Raw genomic sequence first — 16,287 nt, 5'->3', positions numbered from 1 at the left:
GAGAAAAATGAGGCCCGAGCGCTACAACGCCAAGGAAGCCGAGCTGAAATGGCGGCAGGTCTGGAACGACCGCGACCTGTTCAAGACGAACAACGACGACCCGCGCCCGAAATACTACGTGCTCGAGATGTTCCCTTATCCGTCGGGTCGCATCCATATGGGCCACGTGCGCAACTACACCATGGGCGACGTGGTGGCGCGCTATAAGCGGGCCAAAGGCTTCAACGTTCTCCACCCCATGGGGTGGGACGCCTTCGGCATGCCGGCCGAGAACGCCGCCATGCAGAACAAGGTCCATCCCAAGACATGGACCTACGCCAACATCGCCACTATGCGCGCCCAGCTGCAGAGCATGGGCCTGTCGCTGGACTGGAGCCGCGAGATCGCGACCTGCGATCCGAGCTATTACAAGCACCAGCAGCGTATGTTCCTGGACTTCCTGGAAAAGGGCCTCGTCGACCGCAAGACCGCGAAGGTGAACTGGGACCCGGTCGACCACACGGTGCTGGCCAACGAGCAGGTGATCGACGGGCGCGGCTGGCGCTCGGGCGCCCTGGTCGAGCAGCGCGAGCTGACCCAGTGGTTCCTGAAGATCACCGATTTCGCCCAGGATCTGGACGACAGGCTCGACACCCTGGACCGCTGGCCGGAGAAGGTGCGCCTGATGCAGCGCAACTGGATCGGCCGCTCCGAGGGCCTGCTGGTCCGCTTCGCCCTGAAGCCGGAAACCGTGCCGAACGGCGAGACCGAGCTGCAGATCTACACGACGCGCCCCGACACCCTGTTCGGCGCGAAGTTCATGGCCGTCGCGCCCGATCATCCGCTGGCGAAGGCCGCCGCCGACAAGAACCCGGAGCTGGCGGCGTTCATCGAAGAAACCAAGCGCATGGGCACGGCTCAGGAGACCATCGACAAGGCCGAGAAGCTCGGCTTCGACACGGGCATCCGCGCCGAACATCCCTTCGACCCGGACTGGACGCTGCCGGTCTACGTAGCGAACTTCATCTTGATGGAATACGGCACGGGCGCCATCTTCGGCTGCCCGGCGCACGACCAGCGCGACCTGGATTTCGTCAACAAGTACGGCCTGGGCAACACGCCTGTCGTCTGCCCGCCGGACGTGGATCCGGCCTCCTTCGTGATCACCGATACCGCCTATGACGGCGAGGGACGGATGATCAATTCCCGCTTCCTCGACGGCATGACCATCGCGGAAGCCAAGGAGGAGGTCGCCCGCCGCCTGGAGAAAGAGACCCGGGGCAACCGCCCGGTGGCCGAGCGCAAGGTGAATTTCCGCCTGCGCGACTGGGGCATCTCGCGCCAGCGCTACTGGGGCTGCCCGATCCCGATCATCCATTGCGAAGCCTGCGGCGTGGTGCCGGTACCGAAAGACCAACTTCCGGTTGAGCTGCCGGAAGACGTGTCCTTCGACGTGCCGGGCAACCCGCTCGACCGCCACCCGACGTGGAAGCACGTGGATTGCCCGCAATGCGGCGGCAAGGCCCGGCGCGAGACGGACACGATGGACACCTTCGTCGATTCGTCCTGGTACTTCGCGCGCTTTACGGACCCGACCCTGACGGATGAGCCCACCGACCCGGCGACGGTCGATGCCTGGCTGCCGGTCGACCAATATATCGGCGGCATCGAGCACGCGATCCTGCACCTGCTCTATTCGCGCTTCTTCACCCGCGCGATGCGGGAGACGGGCCATGCCGGCCTGGACGAGCCCTTCGCGGGCCTGTTCACGCAGGGCATGGTGGTCCACGAGACCTACAAGGATGCCAAGGGCGGCTGGGTGCTGCCCGCCGATGTGCGCTTCGAGGTTCAGGGGAACACCCGCAAGGCCTTCCACGTGGAAACGGCTGAGCCTATCGAGATCGGCTCCATCGAGAAGATGTCGAAGTCGAAGAAGAACACGGTCGATCCGGACGAGATCATCGCCTCCTACGGGGCCGACACGGCGCGCTGGTTCATGCTCTCCGACTCGCCGCCGGAGCGCGACGTGATCTGGACCGAGGAAGGCGTGCAGGGTGCGGGCCGCTTCGTCCAGCGCGTGTGGCGCCTCGTCGGCGACATCGCCGAGCGCATTGGCAGCGCCGATGGCGCTCCCGGCGACGGCCCGATCGCGCTCGCCGTCCGCAAGGCCGCGCACAAGGCTTTGGCCGCCGTCGAGGACGATGTGGAGCGCCTGCGCTTCAACCGCTGCGTGGCCCATCTCTACGAACTGGCCAACGCCCTGCAGGACCTGTCCAATCAGGCCAGGACCAGCGCCGAACCGGGTCTGGGCGCGGCCTTCACGGATGCCGGGCGCATCTTCGTGCAGCTGCTCGCCCCGATGATGCCGCACCTCGCCGAGGAATGCTGGGAATCCCTGAGCCAGCCGGGCCTCGTATCCGAAGCCGCCTGGCCGGTTCTCGACCGGTCGCTGCTGGTGGAGGACACCGTCACCCTGCCCGTCCAAGTCAACGGCAAGAAGCGGGCCGACGTGACGGTTGCCCGCGATGCGGATCAGGCTACAGTCGAGGCGGCCGTGCTCTCGCTCGAGGCCGTGCAGAAGGCCATGGAAGGCAAGCCCGCCCGCAAGATCATCGTGGTTCCCCAAAGGATCGTGAATGTCGTCGCTTAACTTGAAAAGCCTTGCTCACGTGGTTGTCGTGGCGGGCCTGTCTCTCGGCCTGTCCGCCTGTTTCCGGCCGCTCTACGGGCCGACGGCCTCAGGCGAGTCGCTCCAGACGGTGCTCGCCTCCATCGAGGTGCCGATGACGGATTGGCCGCCGTCGCTCGCGAACGCCGGCCATTACCTGCGCAGCGAGATGATCTATGCCCTCAACGGCTCGGGGTCGGACACGCCCAAGCGCTATAAGCTCGCCCTGAAGCTGAGCGAAAGCCGCTCGAGCCCGGTCGTCGACAGCACCACGGGCACGGCCAGCTCCGTCATCGTCGCCGGCACCCTGACCTATACCCTGACGAGCCTGGACGGAAAGACCGTGGTCACCCAAGGCACCGCGACCTCGTCCACGAGCTTCGACCGCTTCCCGCAGCGCTTCGCCAACATCCGGGCGGGCCGCGACGCGGAAATCAGGCTCGCCAAGGATCTGGCCCAGCAGGTGAAGACCCGGTTGTCGGCGACGCTCGCAACCGCAAGCTGAGCCGATGGTCGCCGTCAAAGCAGGCGACGTGGAAGGGGCGCTGCGGCGCCCCGATCCGCGGATCGGCGTCTTCCTGTTCTACGGGCCCGATATGGGCCTGATCAACGAGCGCGCCCGCACTGTCGCCGAGCGCTCCGTGGACGACCCGGCCGACCCCTTCCAGCTCATCCGCATCGACGGCGACGACATCGCCGCGGACCCGGCCCGGCTGGCGGATGAGGCCGGCACGATGGGCCTGTTCGGCGGCAAGCGTGCGATCTGGGTGAAATCGACCTCGCGCAACATCGCGCCGGCTGTCGATGCGGTGCTCAAGGGCGAGATCCAGGATACGGTGATCGTCATCGAGGGAGGCGACCTGCAGAAATCCTCGCCGTTGAGGACCCTCTGCGAGCGCTCGCAGAAAGCGCTCGCCCTGCCCTGTTATGCGGATACGGGCCGTGACCTCGGCACCGTGGTCGACGAGACCCTGAAGGCGAGCGGCTTTTCCATCCAGCGCGACGCGCGCACGGCCCTGATCGCAAGCCTCGGCGGCGACCGGCTGGCCACCCGGGGCGAGCTCGCCAAGCTCATGCTCTATGCCCATGGCCAGCGCGAGATCACGTTGGCCGACGTGGACGCGATCATGAGCGACGTGTCGAGTCTTGCCATGGATGCGGTCGTCGATGCCGCTTTCGGCGGTGAGGGCACGGGCCTGGAGACCGGCTCCCGGCGCTTGGCCGCCGAGGGGATCAACGCGGCCGTGCTGCTCGGCGCGGCCTTGCGCCATGCCCTGATGCTGCTGACGGCACGCCTTTCCGTAGAGGAAGGCCGACCGATCCCGGCCGTCATGGAAACCATGCGCAGCCTGCATTTCCGGCGCAAACCATTGGTTGAGCGTCACCTTCAGCGTTGGACGAGCGACAATCTCAAGAACGCCATCGCGCTTCTCCAGGCGAGCCTTCTGCAAACCCGCCGCCTCTCCGACCTGGATGATACGATCGCGGCCAAGACCCTGCTGGACATCGCGCGCGCGGCGCGGCGGTAATGTCCCCCTGTCGCAAGTTCATCCTCTGTCGTCACCGGCTTTGTGCCGGTGACCTCGATTGCTTGAAGTGTGGCGATTCTTGATAACGAGATGGCCGGCACAAGGCCGGCCATCTCGTGGGAAAGTGTCTCCGGCGCTTACGGGTTCAACCGCCGGCACAGGCCGTCGAGCTGATCCAGGGTCTTGTACTTGATGCGCAGTTCGCCGCCCTTGGCCTTGTGGTCGATGCTGACGGTGAGGCCGAGCACGTCCTGCAGGGCTCGCTCGAGCGCGCGGGTATCCGGGTCTTTTTCCGCCTTGGCGGCTTTTTCCGCCTTGGCCTCCGCCTTCTCGGGCGTCGCGTTGTCGTTCTGCGCGATCTCCTCGACTTGGCGCACGCTCAGGCCCTCGTCGATGACGCGCTTGGCCACCTGGACCGGGTCCTTCACGGACAGGAGCGCGCGACCGTGGCCGGCTGTGAGCTTGCGTTCCATCAGGAGCTTGCGCACGCCGGCCGGAAGATCGGCGAGACGCAGCATGTTGGCGATGTGGCTGCGGCTCTTGCCGATGATCTTCGAGAGGTTCTCCTGCGTGTAGGAGAACTCGACCATCAGGCGCGAATAGCCTTCCGACTCCTCGATCGGGTTCAGATCGGCGCGCTGGACGTTTTCGAGGATCGCGTATTCCAGCGAAGTCTTGTCGTCGATGGTCACGACGACCACCGGCACCTTGTGCAGGCCCGCCTTCTGCGCCGCGCGCCAGCGGCGCTCGCCGGCGACGATCTCATAGTTCTCGGTTGATCCCGGCACCACGGATCGCACCACGATGGGCTGGATAATGCCGCGATCCTTGATCGACTGGGTCAGCTCCTGCAAATCCTCGTCATCGAAGACCTTGCGCGGGTTGCGCGGGTTCGGGCGCAGGAACTCCACCGGCACGTGGCGCGGCACGAAACCCTTGCGTTCAAGGTTGCCCATCTCGTCCCCGACCTCCCCGATCAGGGCGGCCAATCCACGGCCCAGGCGCGACTTACCTTCTTCTGCCATTGTCTCTCTCAAATGTTTTATGCCGCGCGCAGGGCGCGTTCACGCTGAATGACTTCGGATGCCAAACGGAGATAAGCCTGCGAGCCCGCGCATTTCAGATCGTAGAGCAGGACCGGCTTGCCATGCGAGGGTGCCTCGGACACGCGAACGTTGCGCGGGATCATGGTCTCGTAAACTTTGCTGCCCATGAACTCGCGCACGTCGGCCACCACTTGGCCCGAGAGGTTGTTGCGCGGGTCGAACATGGTCAACACGACACCGTGGATCGACAGGTCCGGGTTGAGAGCTGAACGGACCTGTTCGACCGTCTTGAGCAGCTGGCTGAGGCCCTCCAGAGCAAAAAATTCGCATTGGAGGGGGACCAGAACAGCGTCAGCGGCGACCAAGGCATTGATGGTCAAGAGATTGAGCGATGGCGGACAATCGATCAAAATATAGGTAAAAGGTTCACTTACCTCGGAGCCGGAAAGGCTCTGAATTGCGGAGCGAAGCCGATGCGAGCGGTTCCGCTCATTGGCGATCTCCAATTCGACGCCGAGCAGGTCGAGGGTCGAAGGTGCAACCGACAGGCCGGGCACCACGGTCTCGGTGATCGCCTCGGACAGCGACGCTTCCCCGGCAAGCACGTGATAGGTCGAGACCTGACGGCTTTTGCGGTCGATTCCCAGACCCGTCGAGGCGTTGCCCTGCGGGTCGAGATCGATGATCAGAACCTTCTCGCCGATGGCGGCGAGCGCGGTGCCGAGGTTGATCGCCGTCGTGGTCTTGCCGACGCCCCCCTTCTGGTTGGCAAGCACGAGAACGCGTGGCGTCACGCCACGCGCGCCTGCTTCGGATCCGTTGCGATCGGTCATCATGAATGGCTCTCGATGGAGGTTATGCGAAGAATCCTGGCTTCGGAATCGGTCAGGCTCGGCAGGATCTCTGCCGCGAATGTCCACTTTTTCCGCGCCTCGGTCAATTCGGACTCGACGTCCCGCCCTTTGGGAAACAGGCCTATTGTCCCCGCTTTCAACAAGGGGGCAGTCCAATCCAGCAGCATGGCGAGTGATGCCAGAGCACGGGCGGAGACGATATCGGCCTTGCCGATGAAGCCCGGCACCACGGTCTCGAGCCGCGCTTCATGGACCGTCGCCGACACGCCGGTCAGCCTGGCGATGTGGCGGAGGAAGGCGCATTTGCGCGAATTGCTTTCGACAAGGTGGACCTCGAGCCCCCTCTCCGCCCCCGCGATGGCGAGTACCAGACCGGGAAATCCGGCCCCGGAACCGAGGTCCAGCCAGGTTCCGGCACCGGGGGCGAGATCGAGAAGCTGGAGCGAATCGACGATGTGGCGGTCCCAGATTTGGGTCAGGGTCGCCGGTCCGACGAGGTTCTTGATCGCCTGCCAGCGGCGAAGCTCGCGTTCGAGCATTTCCAGCTTCTCGAATGTTTCACGTGAAACATTCAGGTCGGATGCGGTGGTCATAGGAGTTTCCGTCAAGACAAAGGTTCGGCCACGCGACTTACCCGACCCGACCCCTTGCGGGCATGGGCGGCAAGCAGGGTCAGGGCAGCGGGCGTGATCCCCTCGATCCGCGCCGCCTGCCCCAGGGTCTTGGGACGGACGAGATCGAGCTTGGCCTTGATCTCGTTCGAAAGGCCCGGCAGTCCCTGAAAGTCGATGGTCTCCTCCAGGACGACGCCCTCATCCCTGCGATAGGCGGCTATATCGGCCTGCTGGCGGTCGAGATAAACTGCATAGGTCGCGTCGGTCTCCAGCCGATCCTTTACCGGAACGCTGACCGTGGATAGCTCCGGCCAGACCCGTGTCAGGTCATTCCAGCCGATGTTCGGATAGGACAAAAGCTGATAGGCCGAGCGGCGAACCCCATCCTGGTTCAGCTCAAGACCGCGACGGGACGCTTCCTGAGGTGTCAAGCTCAAGGCCTGCAGGAGCTGCCGGGTCTCACGGGTTTCCACCTGCGACTGCCGGAAATGCCTCTCGCGCTCCACACCGACGCAGCCGAGCTCAAGGCCCTTGCCGGTCAGCCGCTCATCCACATTGTCGATACGCAGGCTCAGGCGATACTCGGAGCGGGAGGTGAACATCCGGTAGGGCTCACTCACCCCGCGGGTGATCAAGTCGTCGATGAGTACGCCGATATAAGATTCGGCCCGGTCGAACACGGTTCCGTCCTGGCCGGAAGCCCTACGGGCCGCATTGAGCCCGGCCACCAGTCCCTGGGCGGCCGCTTCCTCGTAGCCCGTGGTGCCGTTGATCTGCCCGGCCAGGAACAGGCCTTGAACCGCCTTGGTTTCGAGCGCGGCGGTCAGGTTGCGCGGATCGACATAATCGTACTCGATGGCATAAGCCGGCTGGAGCATACGGACCTTCTCCAGGCCCGGAATATGCTGCAGGAAGGCTAGCTGCACGTCCTCGGGAAGAGAGGTCGAGATCCCATTCGGATAAACAGTGCTATCGTCGAGACCCTCGGGCTCAAGAAAGATCTGGTGCCCGTCACGGTCGCCGAAACGCACCACCTTATCCTCGATGGAAGGGCAGTAACGGGGCCCCCTGCCCTGGATATCGCCGGAATACATGGCCGAGCGATGCAGGTTCTCCCGGATCAGCGCGTGAACCTTGTCCGTGGTCCGCGTAATGCCGCATTCGATCTGTGGGTTCTCGATCCGGGTGGTGAGCAGGGAAAACGGCACCGGCTCATCATCGGCGGCCTGCTTGTCGATTCCGGCCCAATCGATGGTCCGCCCGTCAAGACGAGGCGGTGTGCCGGTCTTCAGTCGTCCCAGGGTAAAACCAAGCCGCGCGAAAGTCTTCGGCAGGCCCAGGGACGGGCGCTCGCCCATTCGGCCGGCCGGGATCTTCTTCTCGCCGATATAGATCAGACCCGACAGGAAGGTGCCCGTGGTGATCACCACGGCCCCGGCCGCGAGCGCGCGTCCATCGGTCAGGAGAAGGCCGGCGATCCGGCCATCCTGGACGATAAGATCGTCCGCCTCTCCTTCGACGATCGTCAGGTTCGGCGTCTGCAGCAGCTCGGCCTGCATGGCGCGGGCGTAAAGTTTACGGTCCGCCTGGGTGCGCGGCCCCCGGACGGCGGGACCCTTGCGGCGGTTGAGCAGGCGGAACTGGATGCCGGCCCTGTCGGCAATGCGTCCCATGATCCCGTCTAGGGCATCGATCTCGCGCACAAGGTGACCCTTGCCGAGACCACCGATGGCCGGGTTGCAGGACATGGACCCGATGGTTGCCAGCCTGTGCGTGACGAGGGCCGTGCGCGCGCCCATGCGGGCCGCCGCCGCGGCTGCCTCGGAGCCAGCGTGCCCCCCGCCCACGACGATCACATCGAACACCTCACTCATGACCTTCTCCATCGTGGAGCATCGTGTCCGGGGTAGATATGCACCTTCGGAACTCGCTCGACACACTCGTCACGCTGGGCGCATCAGCCCGGCACTAAGAATTAGAACCATTTTTTTCGCGCTATGGGCTTGGGTCTAGTGGCCTGCGCGACAGAGGTCAAAAGGGCAAAATGTTTCACGTGAAACATTCTGGACCGGCCCCCTGTTCTGCACATTCCATTCACAGGATGTGCCCACCCGATTCAGCATTGTTCCACCGATTCGTGAACATCTGAATTCCGGCTCCCACCGATTCGATTCAAAGTTACTGAGCGCTTCGTTACTTGCCGATGCAGAAGCTGGAGAACAGGCGGTCCAGCACATCCTCCACGTCCACCCGGCCGGTGATCTCGCCAATGGCCCGGGCTGCCATCCGAGCTTCCTCGGCGGCCAGTTCGAGAGGTCCGTGGTTCACAAGCATCGCCCGGGAACGGCCCAAAGCCGCATGGGCGCGCTCAAGGGCTTTGCGGTGACGCTCACGGGTCACGATGGCATCCCCCTGCCCCATCAGCGCGGCGGCTTCCTCTTCCAGGCGTGCGATCAGCTCCGGCAGACCCTCACCGGTCGCAGCCGCAATCGTCAGGTCGCAATCTTGCCGGGACCCGCTGAGATCCAACTTCGTCCCGACGCGCACGAGGCGCCGCGCCTGGGGTGGCGCCGTCTCCTCGCCTTCCGGTGGGACGAGCCAGAGCACAAGGTCGGCGTTCTCCGCCCGGGCGCGGGCGCGGGACACGCCCTCCTGCTCGACCACATCGGCGCTCTCCCGCAGGCCTGCCGTATCGACGATGATCACGGGCAGTCCGCCCAGGTCGCAATGGACCTCGATCACATCGCGGGTGGTCCCGGCAATCGGCGACACGATGGCCACGTCGCGCCGGGCGAGCGCGTTCATAAGGGTCGACTTGCCCGCATTGGGTGGACCCGCCAGCACGACGGTCAGGCCGTCGCGCAGGCGCTCGCCGCTGCGGTTCGCCAAGGCTTGGCCGATCTCGCCGCCCACCCGGTCGATCATCTGCAGGATCTCCGCCTCGAGATTCTCCGGCACGTCCCCCTCGTCGGAGAAATCGAGGCTCGCCTCGAGAAGCGCCAGAACCTGCAGCACGCTTTCGCGCCAACCCTCGGCGGCATTCCCCATCCGCCCGCCGAGCTGGCGCATGGCCTGCCGGCGCTGCGCCTCCGTCTCGGCATCGATGATGTCCGCCAGGCCTTCGACCTGGGCAAGATCCATCCGCCCGTTGAGGAAGGCCCTTCGGGTGAACTCACCCGCTTCCGCCGCGCGGCAATTGTCCAGGGAACCGAGGGCGCGCAGAACCGCGGCCCGAGTCGCCAACCCGCCATGGATCTGGAGTTCGGCCTGATCCTCGCCGGTGAAGCTTCCAGGGCCTGGCATCCACAGCACGAGCGCTTGGTCGAGCGCTTCGCCGGTCACCGGATCCTTGAGGGTGCGCACGACTGCGCGCCGGGGCTCAGGCATCCTCCCGGCCATCAGCTCCAGGATCCTGCGGCTCTCCGGCCCGCTGATCCGGATCAGGCATACGGCGGCGCGGCCGTGACCGGAGGCGATGGCGAAGATCGTGTCGTCGGAACGCATGGGGATGAACCTCGTCATCTTGAGAGGATTTAAGGTTGATGAAGTCTTAAGGCCACGAGCCGCGAACCCAGGTCGGCAACCCTGGAAAGCCGACGCCGGAGCAGACATGATGAACCGCCTGAACGAGGCCAGCTCCCCTTACCTTCTGCAGCACAGGGACAATCCTGTCCATTGGTGGGAATGGGGACCCGACGCCGTGGCAGAGGCCAAGCGGCTGGACAAGCCGATCCTGATCTCCGTCGGCTATGCCGCGTGCCATTGGTGCCACGTGATGGCCCATGAAAGCTTCGAGGACCCGGACGTGGCCGCCGTCATGAACGAGCTCTTCGTCAACATCAAGGTCGACCGCGAGGAACGGCCGGACGTGGATCATGTCCAAATGAACGCCCTGCATCTCCTGGGCGAGCCTGGCGGATGGCCGCTCACCATGTTCCTCACGTCCGAGGGCGAGCCGTTCTGGGGCGGAACCTATTTCCCGAAGGAACCGCGCTTCGGCCGGCCCGGCTTCGTCGGAGTGCTGCGCGAGATCAGCCGCCTCTACCACGCCGAGCCGGAGCGCATCCTCAAGAACCGGGATGCGATCCGGCAGCACCTCGCCAAAACGGCGACGGGCGACGGAGGAACCCTCAGCCTGGAGGATCTCGACCGCCTGGGCCTTCGTCTTGCCGAGCTGATCGATCCGGAGAACGGCGGATTGCAGGGTGCGCCGAAATTTCCCAATCCGCCGATCCTCGAATTCCTCGACCGCTATACCGACCGAACGCGCGACGGCGAGGCGAAGAGGCGGCTCCTCCTGACCCTGGAGCGAATGGCGCTCGGCGGCATCCACGATCATCTCGGCGGCGGCTTCGCCCGCTATTCCGTCGATGAGCGCTGGCTCGTGCCGCATTTCGAGAAGATGCTCTACGACAACGCGCAGCTTCTGGAACTCTATGCGCTGGCCTATGCCGAGACCGGCCGCGCCCTGTTCAGGGACACGGCCGAGGGGATCGTCACTTGGCTCCGGCGGGAGATGATGACTTCGGACGGTGCCTTCGCGTCGAGCCTCGACGCGGATTCGGAAGGCGAGGAAGGCCGGTTCTACGTCTGGAGCCTGGCCGAGATCCAGGATGTCCTGGGCGAGGAGGACGCTGCCTTCTTCGCGAAGGTCTATGACATCACCGAAGAAGGAAATTTCGAGGGTCGCAATATCCCGAACCGGCTCATCTCCGGTGAGGCCCCGGCCGCCGTCGAGGAGCGCCTCACCGTCCTGCGCGCGAAACTGCTGGAGCGGCGGTCCGTTCGCGGGCGGCCTGGGCTCGACGACAAGGTATTGGCGGACTGGAACGGGCTTATGATCGCCGCGCTGGTGCGGTCCTCTCCCCTGCTCGACCGGCCAGACTGGATCGCGCTCGCCCGACGGGCCTATCGCGCCGTCACGGAAACGATGACCCGCGACGGCCAGCTCGGGCATTCCTGGCGCGGCGGCGCGCTGATCTTTCCGGGCTTCGCCCTCGACCACGCGGCCATGATGCGGGCGGCGCTGGCGCTCTTCGAGGCAACCTCCGACCGGGCCTATCTCCGGGACGCGGAGACGTGGCGCGACCGGCTGCTCTCCGATCATCGGGTCGCGGAGACCGGTGCCCTGGCCATGACGTCCCGGGGCGCGGATCCCCTGGTGGTCCGGCCGCAGCCGACCCAGGATGATGCGGTCCCCAACGCCAACGGCGTCTTCGCCGAGGCATTGGTTCGCCTGGCGCAGCTCACGGGGACCGACGGCGATCGCCACCGGGCCTCGGATTTTCTGACCCGGCTGACAGGGATCGCCCGCTCGTCACCCCTGGGTCACACGTCGGTTCTCAATGCTCTCGACCTGCACCTGCGGGGCCTGACCATCCTCGTCACGGGAAATGATGGTGGCCCCCTGTTCGACACCGGGTTGAGAATCCCCTACCCGGTCCGCAGCGTCCGCTGGCTGCCATCGGATGAAGGCCTCGACGACAAGCACCCGGCCAAGGCGCTCGCCTCCTCGAACGCCGGGCCGCAAGCCCTCGTCTGTGCAGGCATGCGCTGCTCGCTCCCGGTCCTGGCGGCAGCGTTGAAAGCCCAGGCGGCGGAGATGCTGATGCCAGGGCAAAAGCGCGATGCGTGAGCGGCAATCAGAGGATCGAACGCAAAAGCGGGCATCGGCTTCGCGTGAAAAGATGCGCAAGGCCACAAACATAAGGTTTCGGGTTTGCCCGCGACCCGGTTTCCTCCAGCGCAAGTCGGAAACGTCCGACATGCGGCGGGGAGAGAAACGAAGTTCTCAACAATCCGGCTCCTGCCGCTCCGATCCGCGCTTGAGATGCGTAAGGGGCAGGCCCGCGTCGGATTTCACGCGGGTGAGGGCGAAATTGGAGCGGATGTCGCCGATCATCGGCAGCACCAGGAGTTTTTCCGTCAGGAGCTTCTCGTAAGCCTTGAGATTGGTCACCACGATCTCGGCGATGAAGTCGGCCGTGCCGGAAACCATGTGGCAAGCCACCACCTCGGGCATGGCGGCGAGCGCCTGCTGAAGCGCCTGCGCATTGTCGCGGGAGTGTTTTTCCACCTTGATCTCGATGAAGACCGTGAGGCCGAGACCCACGGAGTCCCGATCCAGTACGGCCCGGTAGCTGCGAATGAAGCCGTCGCGCTCCAGACGCCGTACGCGACGCAGGCATGGCGAGGGCGAAAGGCCGATCTGATCGGCCAGTTCTTGATTGGTGAGTCGTCCGTCAGCCTGAAGTGCATTCAGGATGCGCAGGTCGATAGCGTCGAGATTGATATAAGGCATGGTTGTACACGATGGGATCCAGGCGCAATTTTCTGCCAAGAACGAGCAAGCATCAAGCCGAACTTCGCAAGGACATGCCCTCCCCGGCAAGCCTATGCTCACGAGATCAAGGAGGCATGCCATGTCCGATTTCACCTGTCCCACGCCCCTGTCTGGAAACCGCCCGGCCTTCGTCGGCTGGCTTGTCGCTTTTGCAACCGTCACCATCTGGGCGGTCTGGCTCGTCGCGACCCGCCACGCGGTGACGCACGACCTGAAGCCGGCCGCCGTTGGCCTCCTTCGGTTCGGCGTTCCAGCGCTCCTGCTGCTTCCCATCAGCTGGCGGATCGGATTATTTCCGAAGAAACTGGGTTTGCTCAAAGGGATCGGGCTCCTCGGATCCGGAGCTCCGTTCTTTTTCGTGGTCGCCCTCGGCATGCAATTTGCCCCGGCGGCGGAGATCGGGCCGCTTCTGCCCGGCACCATGCCGCTTTTCGTGGCGATGATCGGCTGGCTCGTCTTTGGCGAGCATCTCGGACGCGCCAGAATCGCGGGATTTGTCCTCATCCTGATCGGCGCCCTCTGTATTGGCGGCTATGGATTGCTGTTTGCCGGCAACGGTGCCTGGCGTGGGCATGTGCTGCTCTTGGGCGGCGCCTGCCTGTGGGGGATCTACACCCATGCCTATCGCCGCAGCGGCTTGTCCGCCCTCGAGGCCGCCGCTCTCATCGGGATGTGGTCATTCCTGATCCTCCTGCCCTTGGGCGCTCCGTCCCTGGTCCAGGCGCTCGACCACGGATTGGCCGGGTCCGTGATCCTGCAGGCCATCGTGCAGGGTTTCTTCTCAGGCGTCGTCGGCATCGTTCTCTACGGGCTCGCCATCGATTACCTCGGCGCTTCACGGGCGGCTGCCGTGTCGCCCCTGTCGATCGTGCTGGCGGCGGTGATCGCCGTTCCCCTGCTCGGCGAGATCCCGGATGCCGCCGCACTTGTCGGGATAACATTGGCGTCCGTCGGCGTTGCGCTCGCGAGCGGCGTCTTCGGTTCAGCCGTGAAGCGGTGATGCGGGACGGATCACAGGAGCGGCGATGTTTTTTGTCTTCTCGAACCGCCTGGGCTGCGCAGGTTCGCTCCTGGTGTCCGCCGTGCTGACCCTGATCATCCTGTGGCTCATGGGCGTGCTGTGAGGGCAAACGAAAACCCCATCCTCTCAGGCAGAGAGGATGGGGCTCTGATGGTCGGAGGCGAAGGGTCCGCCTCAGGTGTTCATCGAGTCGAAGAATTCCTGATTCGACTTGGTCTGGCGCAGCTTGTCGAGCAGGAACTCGATGGCGTCGACCGTGCCCATCGGGTTGAGGATGCGGCGCAGCACGTACATCTTCTTGAGCGTGTCCGACGGGACCAGCAGCTCTTCCTTGCGGGTGCCGGACCGGGTGATGTCGATGGCCGGGAAGGTGCGCTTGTCGGCGACCTTGCGGTCGAGGATGATTTCCGAGTTGCCGGTGCCCTTGAACTCTTCGAAGATCACCTCGTCCATACGCGAGCCGGTATCGATCAGCGCGGTGGCGATGATGGTGAGCGAACCGCCCTCCTCGATGTTGCGCGCCGCGCCGAAGAAGCGCTTCGGGCGCTGCAGGGCGTTGGCGTCAACACCGCCGGTGAGCACCTTGCCGGAGGACGGCACCACCGTGTTGTAGGCGCGGCCCAGGCGGGTGATCGAGTCGAGCAGGATGACCACGTCGCGGCCGTGCTCCACGAGGCGCTTGGCCTTCTCGATCACCATCTCGGCCACTTGCACGTGGCGGGTCGCCGGCTCGTCGAAGGTGGAGGCCACGACCTCGCCCTTCACGGAGCGCTGCATGTCGGTCACTTCCTCCGGGCGCTCGTCGATGAGCAGCACGATGAGGTAGCACTCGGGATGGTTGGTGGTGATCGACTGCGCGACGTTCTGCATCAGCACCGTCTTACCGGTGCGGGGCGGCGCCACGATGAGCGCGCGCTGGCCCTTGCCGATGGGCGACACGATGTCGATGATCCGCGGCGAGAAGTCCTTGCGGGTCGGATCGTCGAGCTCGAGCTTGAAGCGCTCGTGCGGGAAGAGCGGCGTCAGGTTGTCGAAATGGACCTTGTGCCGGATCTTCTCGGGATCCTCGAAATTGATCGTGTTGACCTTGAGCAGGGCGAAATAACGCTCGCCTTCCTTCGGGCCGCGGATCGGGCCGTCCACCGTGTCGCCGGTGCGCAGGCCGAATTTCCGGATCTGGCTTGGGCTGACATAGATGTCGTCGGGGCCCGGAAGGTAGTTCGAATCGGCCGAGCGCAGGAAGCCGAAGCCGTCCTGCAGCACCTCGACCACGCCCGCGCCGATGATTTCCACCTCGCGTGCCGCCAGCTGCTTGAGGATGGCGAACATGAGCTCCTGCTTGCGCATGGTGCTCGCGTTCTCGACCTCGAGCTCTTCGGCGAAGGCGATGAGTTCGGTGGGCGTCTTGGATTTCAGGTCTTGAAGTTTGATTTCCCTCATCGGGGAACACTCTCGGGGTAAATTCGCGGGCAGATGGGGCTGTACGCGGAGGAGATCGGGGAAACGTTCGACAGGGCCGCTCAGTTCACGAGGGGTGACTTGAGAGAGAGCCCTGGGGGCCCCGTGCAGCGCACCTGTCTGTAGAGGAGGAGGATTCTTATTTAGCCTCATTCGCACCCAGGCTCAAGAGGCTTTGAAGGATTGAATCCAAAAGGGTCATTTCGGGCCGGGCAAAGCCAGGATTTGGATCGACGGCAGAATGAGACTCTGAACCCCCTCTCCCTCAGGGAGAGGGGGTTCAGCGCTATCCTCGCCACACGATCCTAGGTTTCACTCTGGACCCGGAACTCCGCACCTGCAAAGCCGTCAGAACGGCTTCACGATCACCAGGATCACGATGCCGATCAGGAGGAGCGTCGGGACCTCATTGAGGATGCGATAATATTTCGCCGGCTTCGTGTTCCTGTCCGCAGCGAACTCCTTGAGCCGCTTCACGTAGACCCCGTGCAGGCCGGACATGATCAGCACGAGAGCGATCTTGGCGTGCATCCAGCCGGAGGTGTACCAGCCGCCGTCCCAGAGGAGATACAGCCCGAGCACCCAGGTCACCACCATGGCCGGGTTGATGATGGCCTTGAGCAGGCGCCGCTCCATGATCTTGAAGGTCTCGGACTGGATCGAGCCCTTCGGGGCGTCGCAATGATAGACGAAGAGGCGCGGCAGATAGAGCATGCCGGCCATCCACGCGATGACGGCGATCACGTGGAACGCCTTGAGCCAGAGATAGAGCATG

13 protein-coding genes are annotated in these 16,287 nt (G+C 64.5%); 5 read left to right on the top strand and 8 right to left on the bottom strand.

The annotated features are described in order from the left end of the window. Window positions 1–7 precede the first annotated feature (7 nt). Genes leuS through holA form a run of 3 tightly spaced genes read left to right on the top strand, consistent with a single transcriptional unit; the run spans window position 8 to window position 4,176 of the window. Complete coding sequence (gene leuS, locus H0S73_RS03640; protein ID WP_181050877.1) at window positions 8–2,629, top strand: leucine--tRNA ligase; 2,622 nt, start codon at window positions 8–10, stop codon at window positions 2,627–2,629. Next, window positions 2,616–3,152, top strand: a complete 537-nt coding sequence (lptE, locus tag H0S73_RS03635; protein ID WP_181050876.1) for an LPS assembly lipoprotein LptE — start codon at window positions 2,616–2,618, stop codon at window positions 3,150–3,152. Before leuS ends, lptE begins: the two co-directional genes overlap by 14 nt. A gap of 4 nt (window positions 3,153–3,156) precedes the next feature. Beyond that, the gene (gene holA / locus H0S73_RS03630) at window positions 3,157–4,176 is read left to right on the top strand and encodes a DNA polymerase III subunit delta (RefSeq protein WP_181050875.1); all 1,020 of its coding nucleotides are present in this window, start codon (window positions 3,157–3,159) and stop codon (window positions 4,174–4,176) included. Between the two features lie 137 nt (window positions 4,177–4,313). Here holA and H0S73_RS03625 read toward each other — a convergent pair whose 3' ends face one another. The 5 genes from H0S73_RS03625 to mnmE all read right to left on the bottom strand — a co-directional run bounded on the left by H0S73_RS03625 (window position 4,314) and on the right by mnmE (window position 10,194). After that, on the bottom strand, window positions 4,314–5,201 hold the full coding sequence (locus H0S73_RS03625) for a ParB/RepB/Spo0J family partition protein (RefSeq protein WP_181050874.1): 888 nt from the start codon (window positions 5,199–5,201) through the stop codon (window positions 4,314–4,316). Window positions 5,202–5,218: 17 nt separating this feature from the next. Then, on the bottom strand, window positions 5,219–6,058 hold the full coding sequence (locus tag H0S73_RS03620) for a ParA family protein (protein ID WP_181050873.1): 840 nt from the start codon (window positions 6,056–6,058) through the stop codon (window positions 5,219–5,221). After that, the gene (rsmG, locus tag H0S73_RS03615) at window positions 6,055–6,669 is read right to left on the bottom strand and encodes a 16S rRNA (guanine(527)-N(7))-methyltransferase RsmG (protein ID WP_181050872.1); all 615 of its coding nucleotides are present in this window, start codon (window positions 6,667–6,669) and stop codon (window positions 6,055–6,057) included. The genes H0S73_RS03620 and rsmG overlap by 4 nt, the downstream gene beginning before the upstream one ends. A gap of 11 nt (window positions 6,670–6,680) precedes the next feature. Continuing rightward, a complete protein-coding gene (mnmG, locus tag H0S73_RS03610; RefSeq protein WP_246388715.1) occupies window positions 6,681–8,564 on the bottom strand; it encodes a tRNA uridine-5-carboxymethylaminomethyl(34) synthesis enzyme MnmG in 1,884 nt (627 codons plus the stop codon). A 319-nt stretch (window positions 8,565–8,883) separates the two neighbouring features. Next, on the bottom strand, window positions 8,884–10,194 hold the full coding sequence (gene mnmE / locus H0S73_RS03605) for a tRNA uridine-5-carboxymethylaminomethyl(34) synthesis GTPase MnmE (protein WP_246388712.1): 1,311 nt from the start codon (window positions 10,192–10,194) through the stop codon (window positions 8,884–8,886). A 106-nt stretch (window positions 10,195–10,300) separates the two neighbouring features. On the opposite strand from mnmE, the gene H0S73_RS03600 reads away from it, so the two are divergent. Next, on the top strand, window positions 10,301–12,325 hold the full coding sequence (locus H0S73_RS03600) for a thioredoxin domain-containing protein (RefSeq protein WP_343058212.1): 2,025 nt from the start codon (window positions 10,301–10,303) through the stop codon (window positions 12,323–12,325). A 156-nt stretch (window positions 12,326–12,481) separates the two neighbouring features. Here the strand turns inward: H0S73_RS03600 and H0S73_RS03595 are convergent, their stop codons facing one another. Further along, on the bottom strand, window positions 12,482–12,991 hold the full coding sequence (locus H0S73_RS03595; protein WP_181050869.1) for an Lrp/AsnC family transcriptional regulator: 510 nt from the start codon (window positions 12,989–12,991) through the stop codon (window positions 12,482–12,484). A 121-nt stretch (window positions 12,992–13,112) separates the two neighbouring features. On the opposite strand from H0S73_RS03595, the gene H0S73_RS03590 reads away from it, so the two are divergent. Next, window positions 13,113–14,033 (top strand): DMT family transporter, encoded by a 921-nt coding sequence (locus H0S73_RS03590; protein WP_181050868.1) that lies wholly within the window; start codon window positions 13,113–13,115, stop codon window positions 14,031–14,033. 195 nt (window positions 14,034–14,228) lie between these two features. Here H0S73_RS03590 and rho read toward each other — a convergent pair whose 3' ends face one another. After that, entirely contained in the window at window positions 14,229–15,494 is a 1,266-nt protein-coding gene (gene rho, locus H0S73_RS03585) for a transcription termination factor Rho (protein ID WP_114944157.1), read from the bottom strand. Window positions 15,495–15,860: 366 nt separating this feature from the next. After that, window positions 15,861–16,286 (bottom strand): protoporphyrinogen oxidase HemJ, encoded by a 426-nt coding sequence (gene hemJ / locus H0S73_RS03580; RefSeq protein WP_181050867.1) that lies wholly within the window; start codon window positions 16,284–16,286, stop codon window positions 15,861–15,863. Window position 16,287 lies beyond the last annotated feature (1 nt).

The organism is Microvirga mediterraneensis, from assembly GCF_013520865.1.
GTDB classification, from domain to species: Bacteria; Pseudomonadota; Alphaproteobacteria; order Rhizobiales; family Beijerinckiaceae; genus Microvirga; species Microvirga mediterraneensis.
This window is presented reverse-complemented; position numbering and strand designations above follow the sequence as displayed.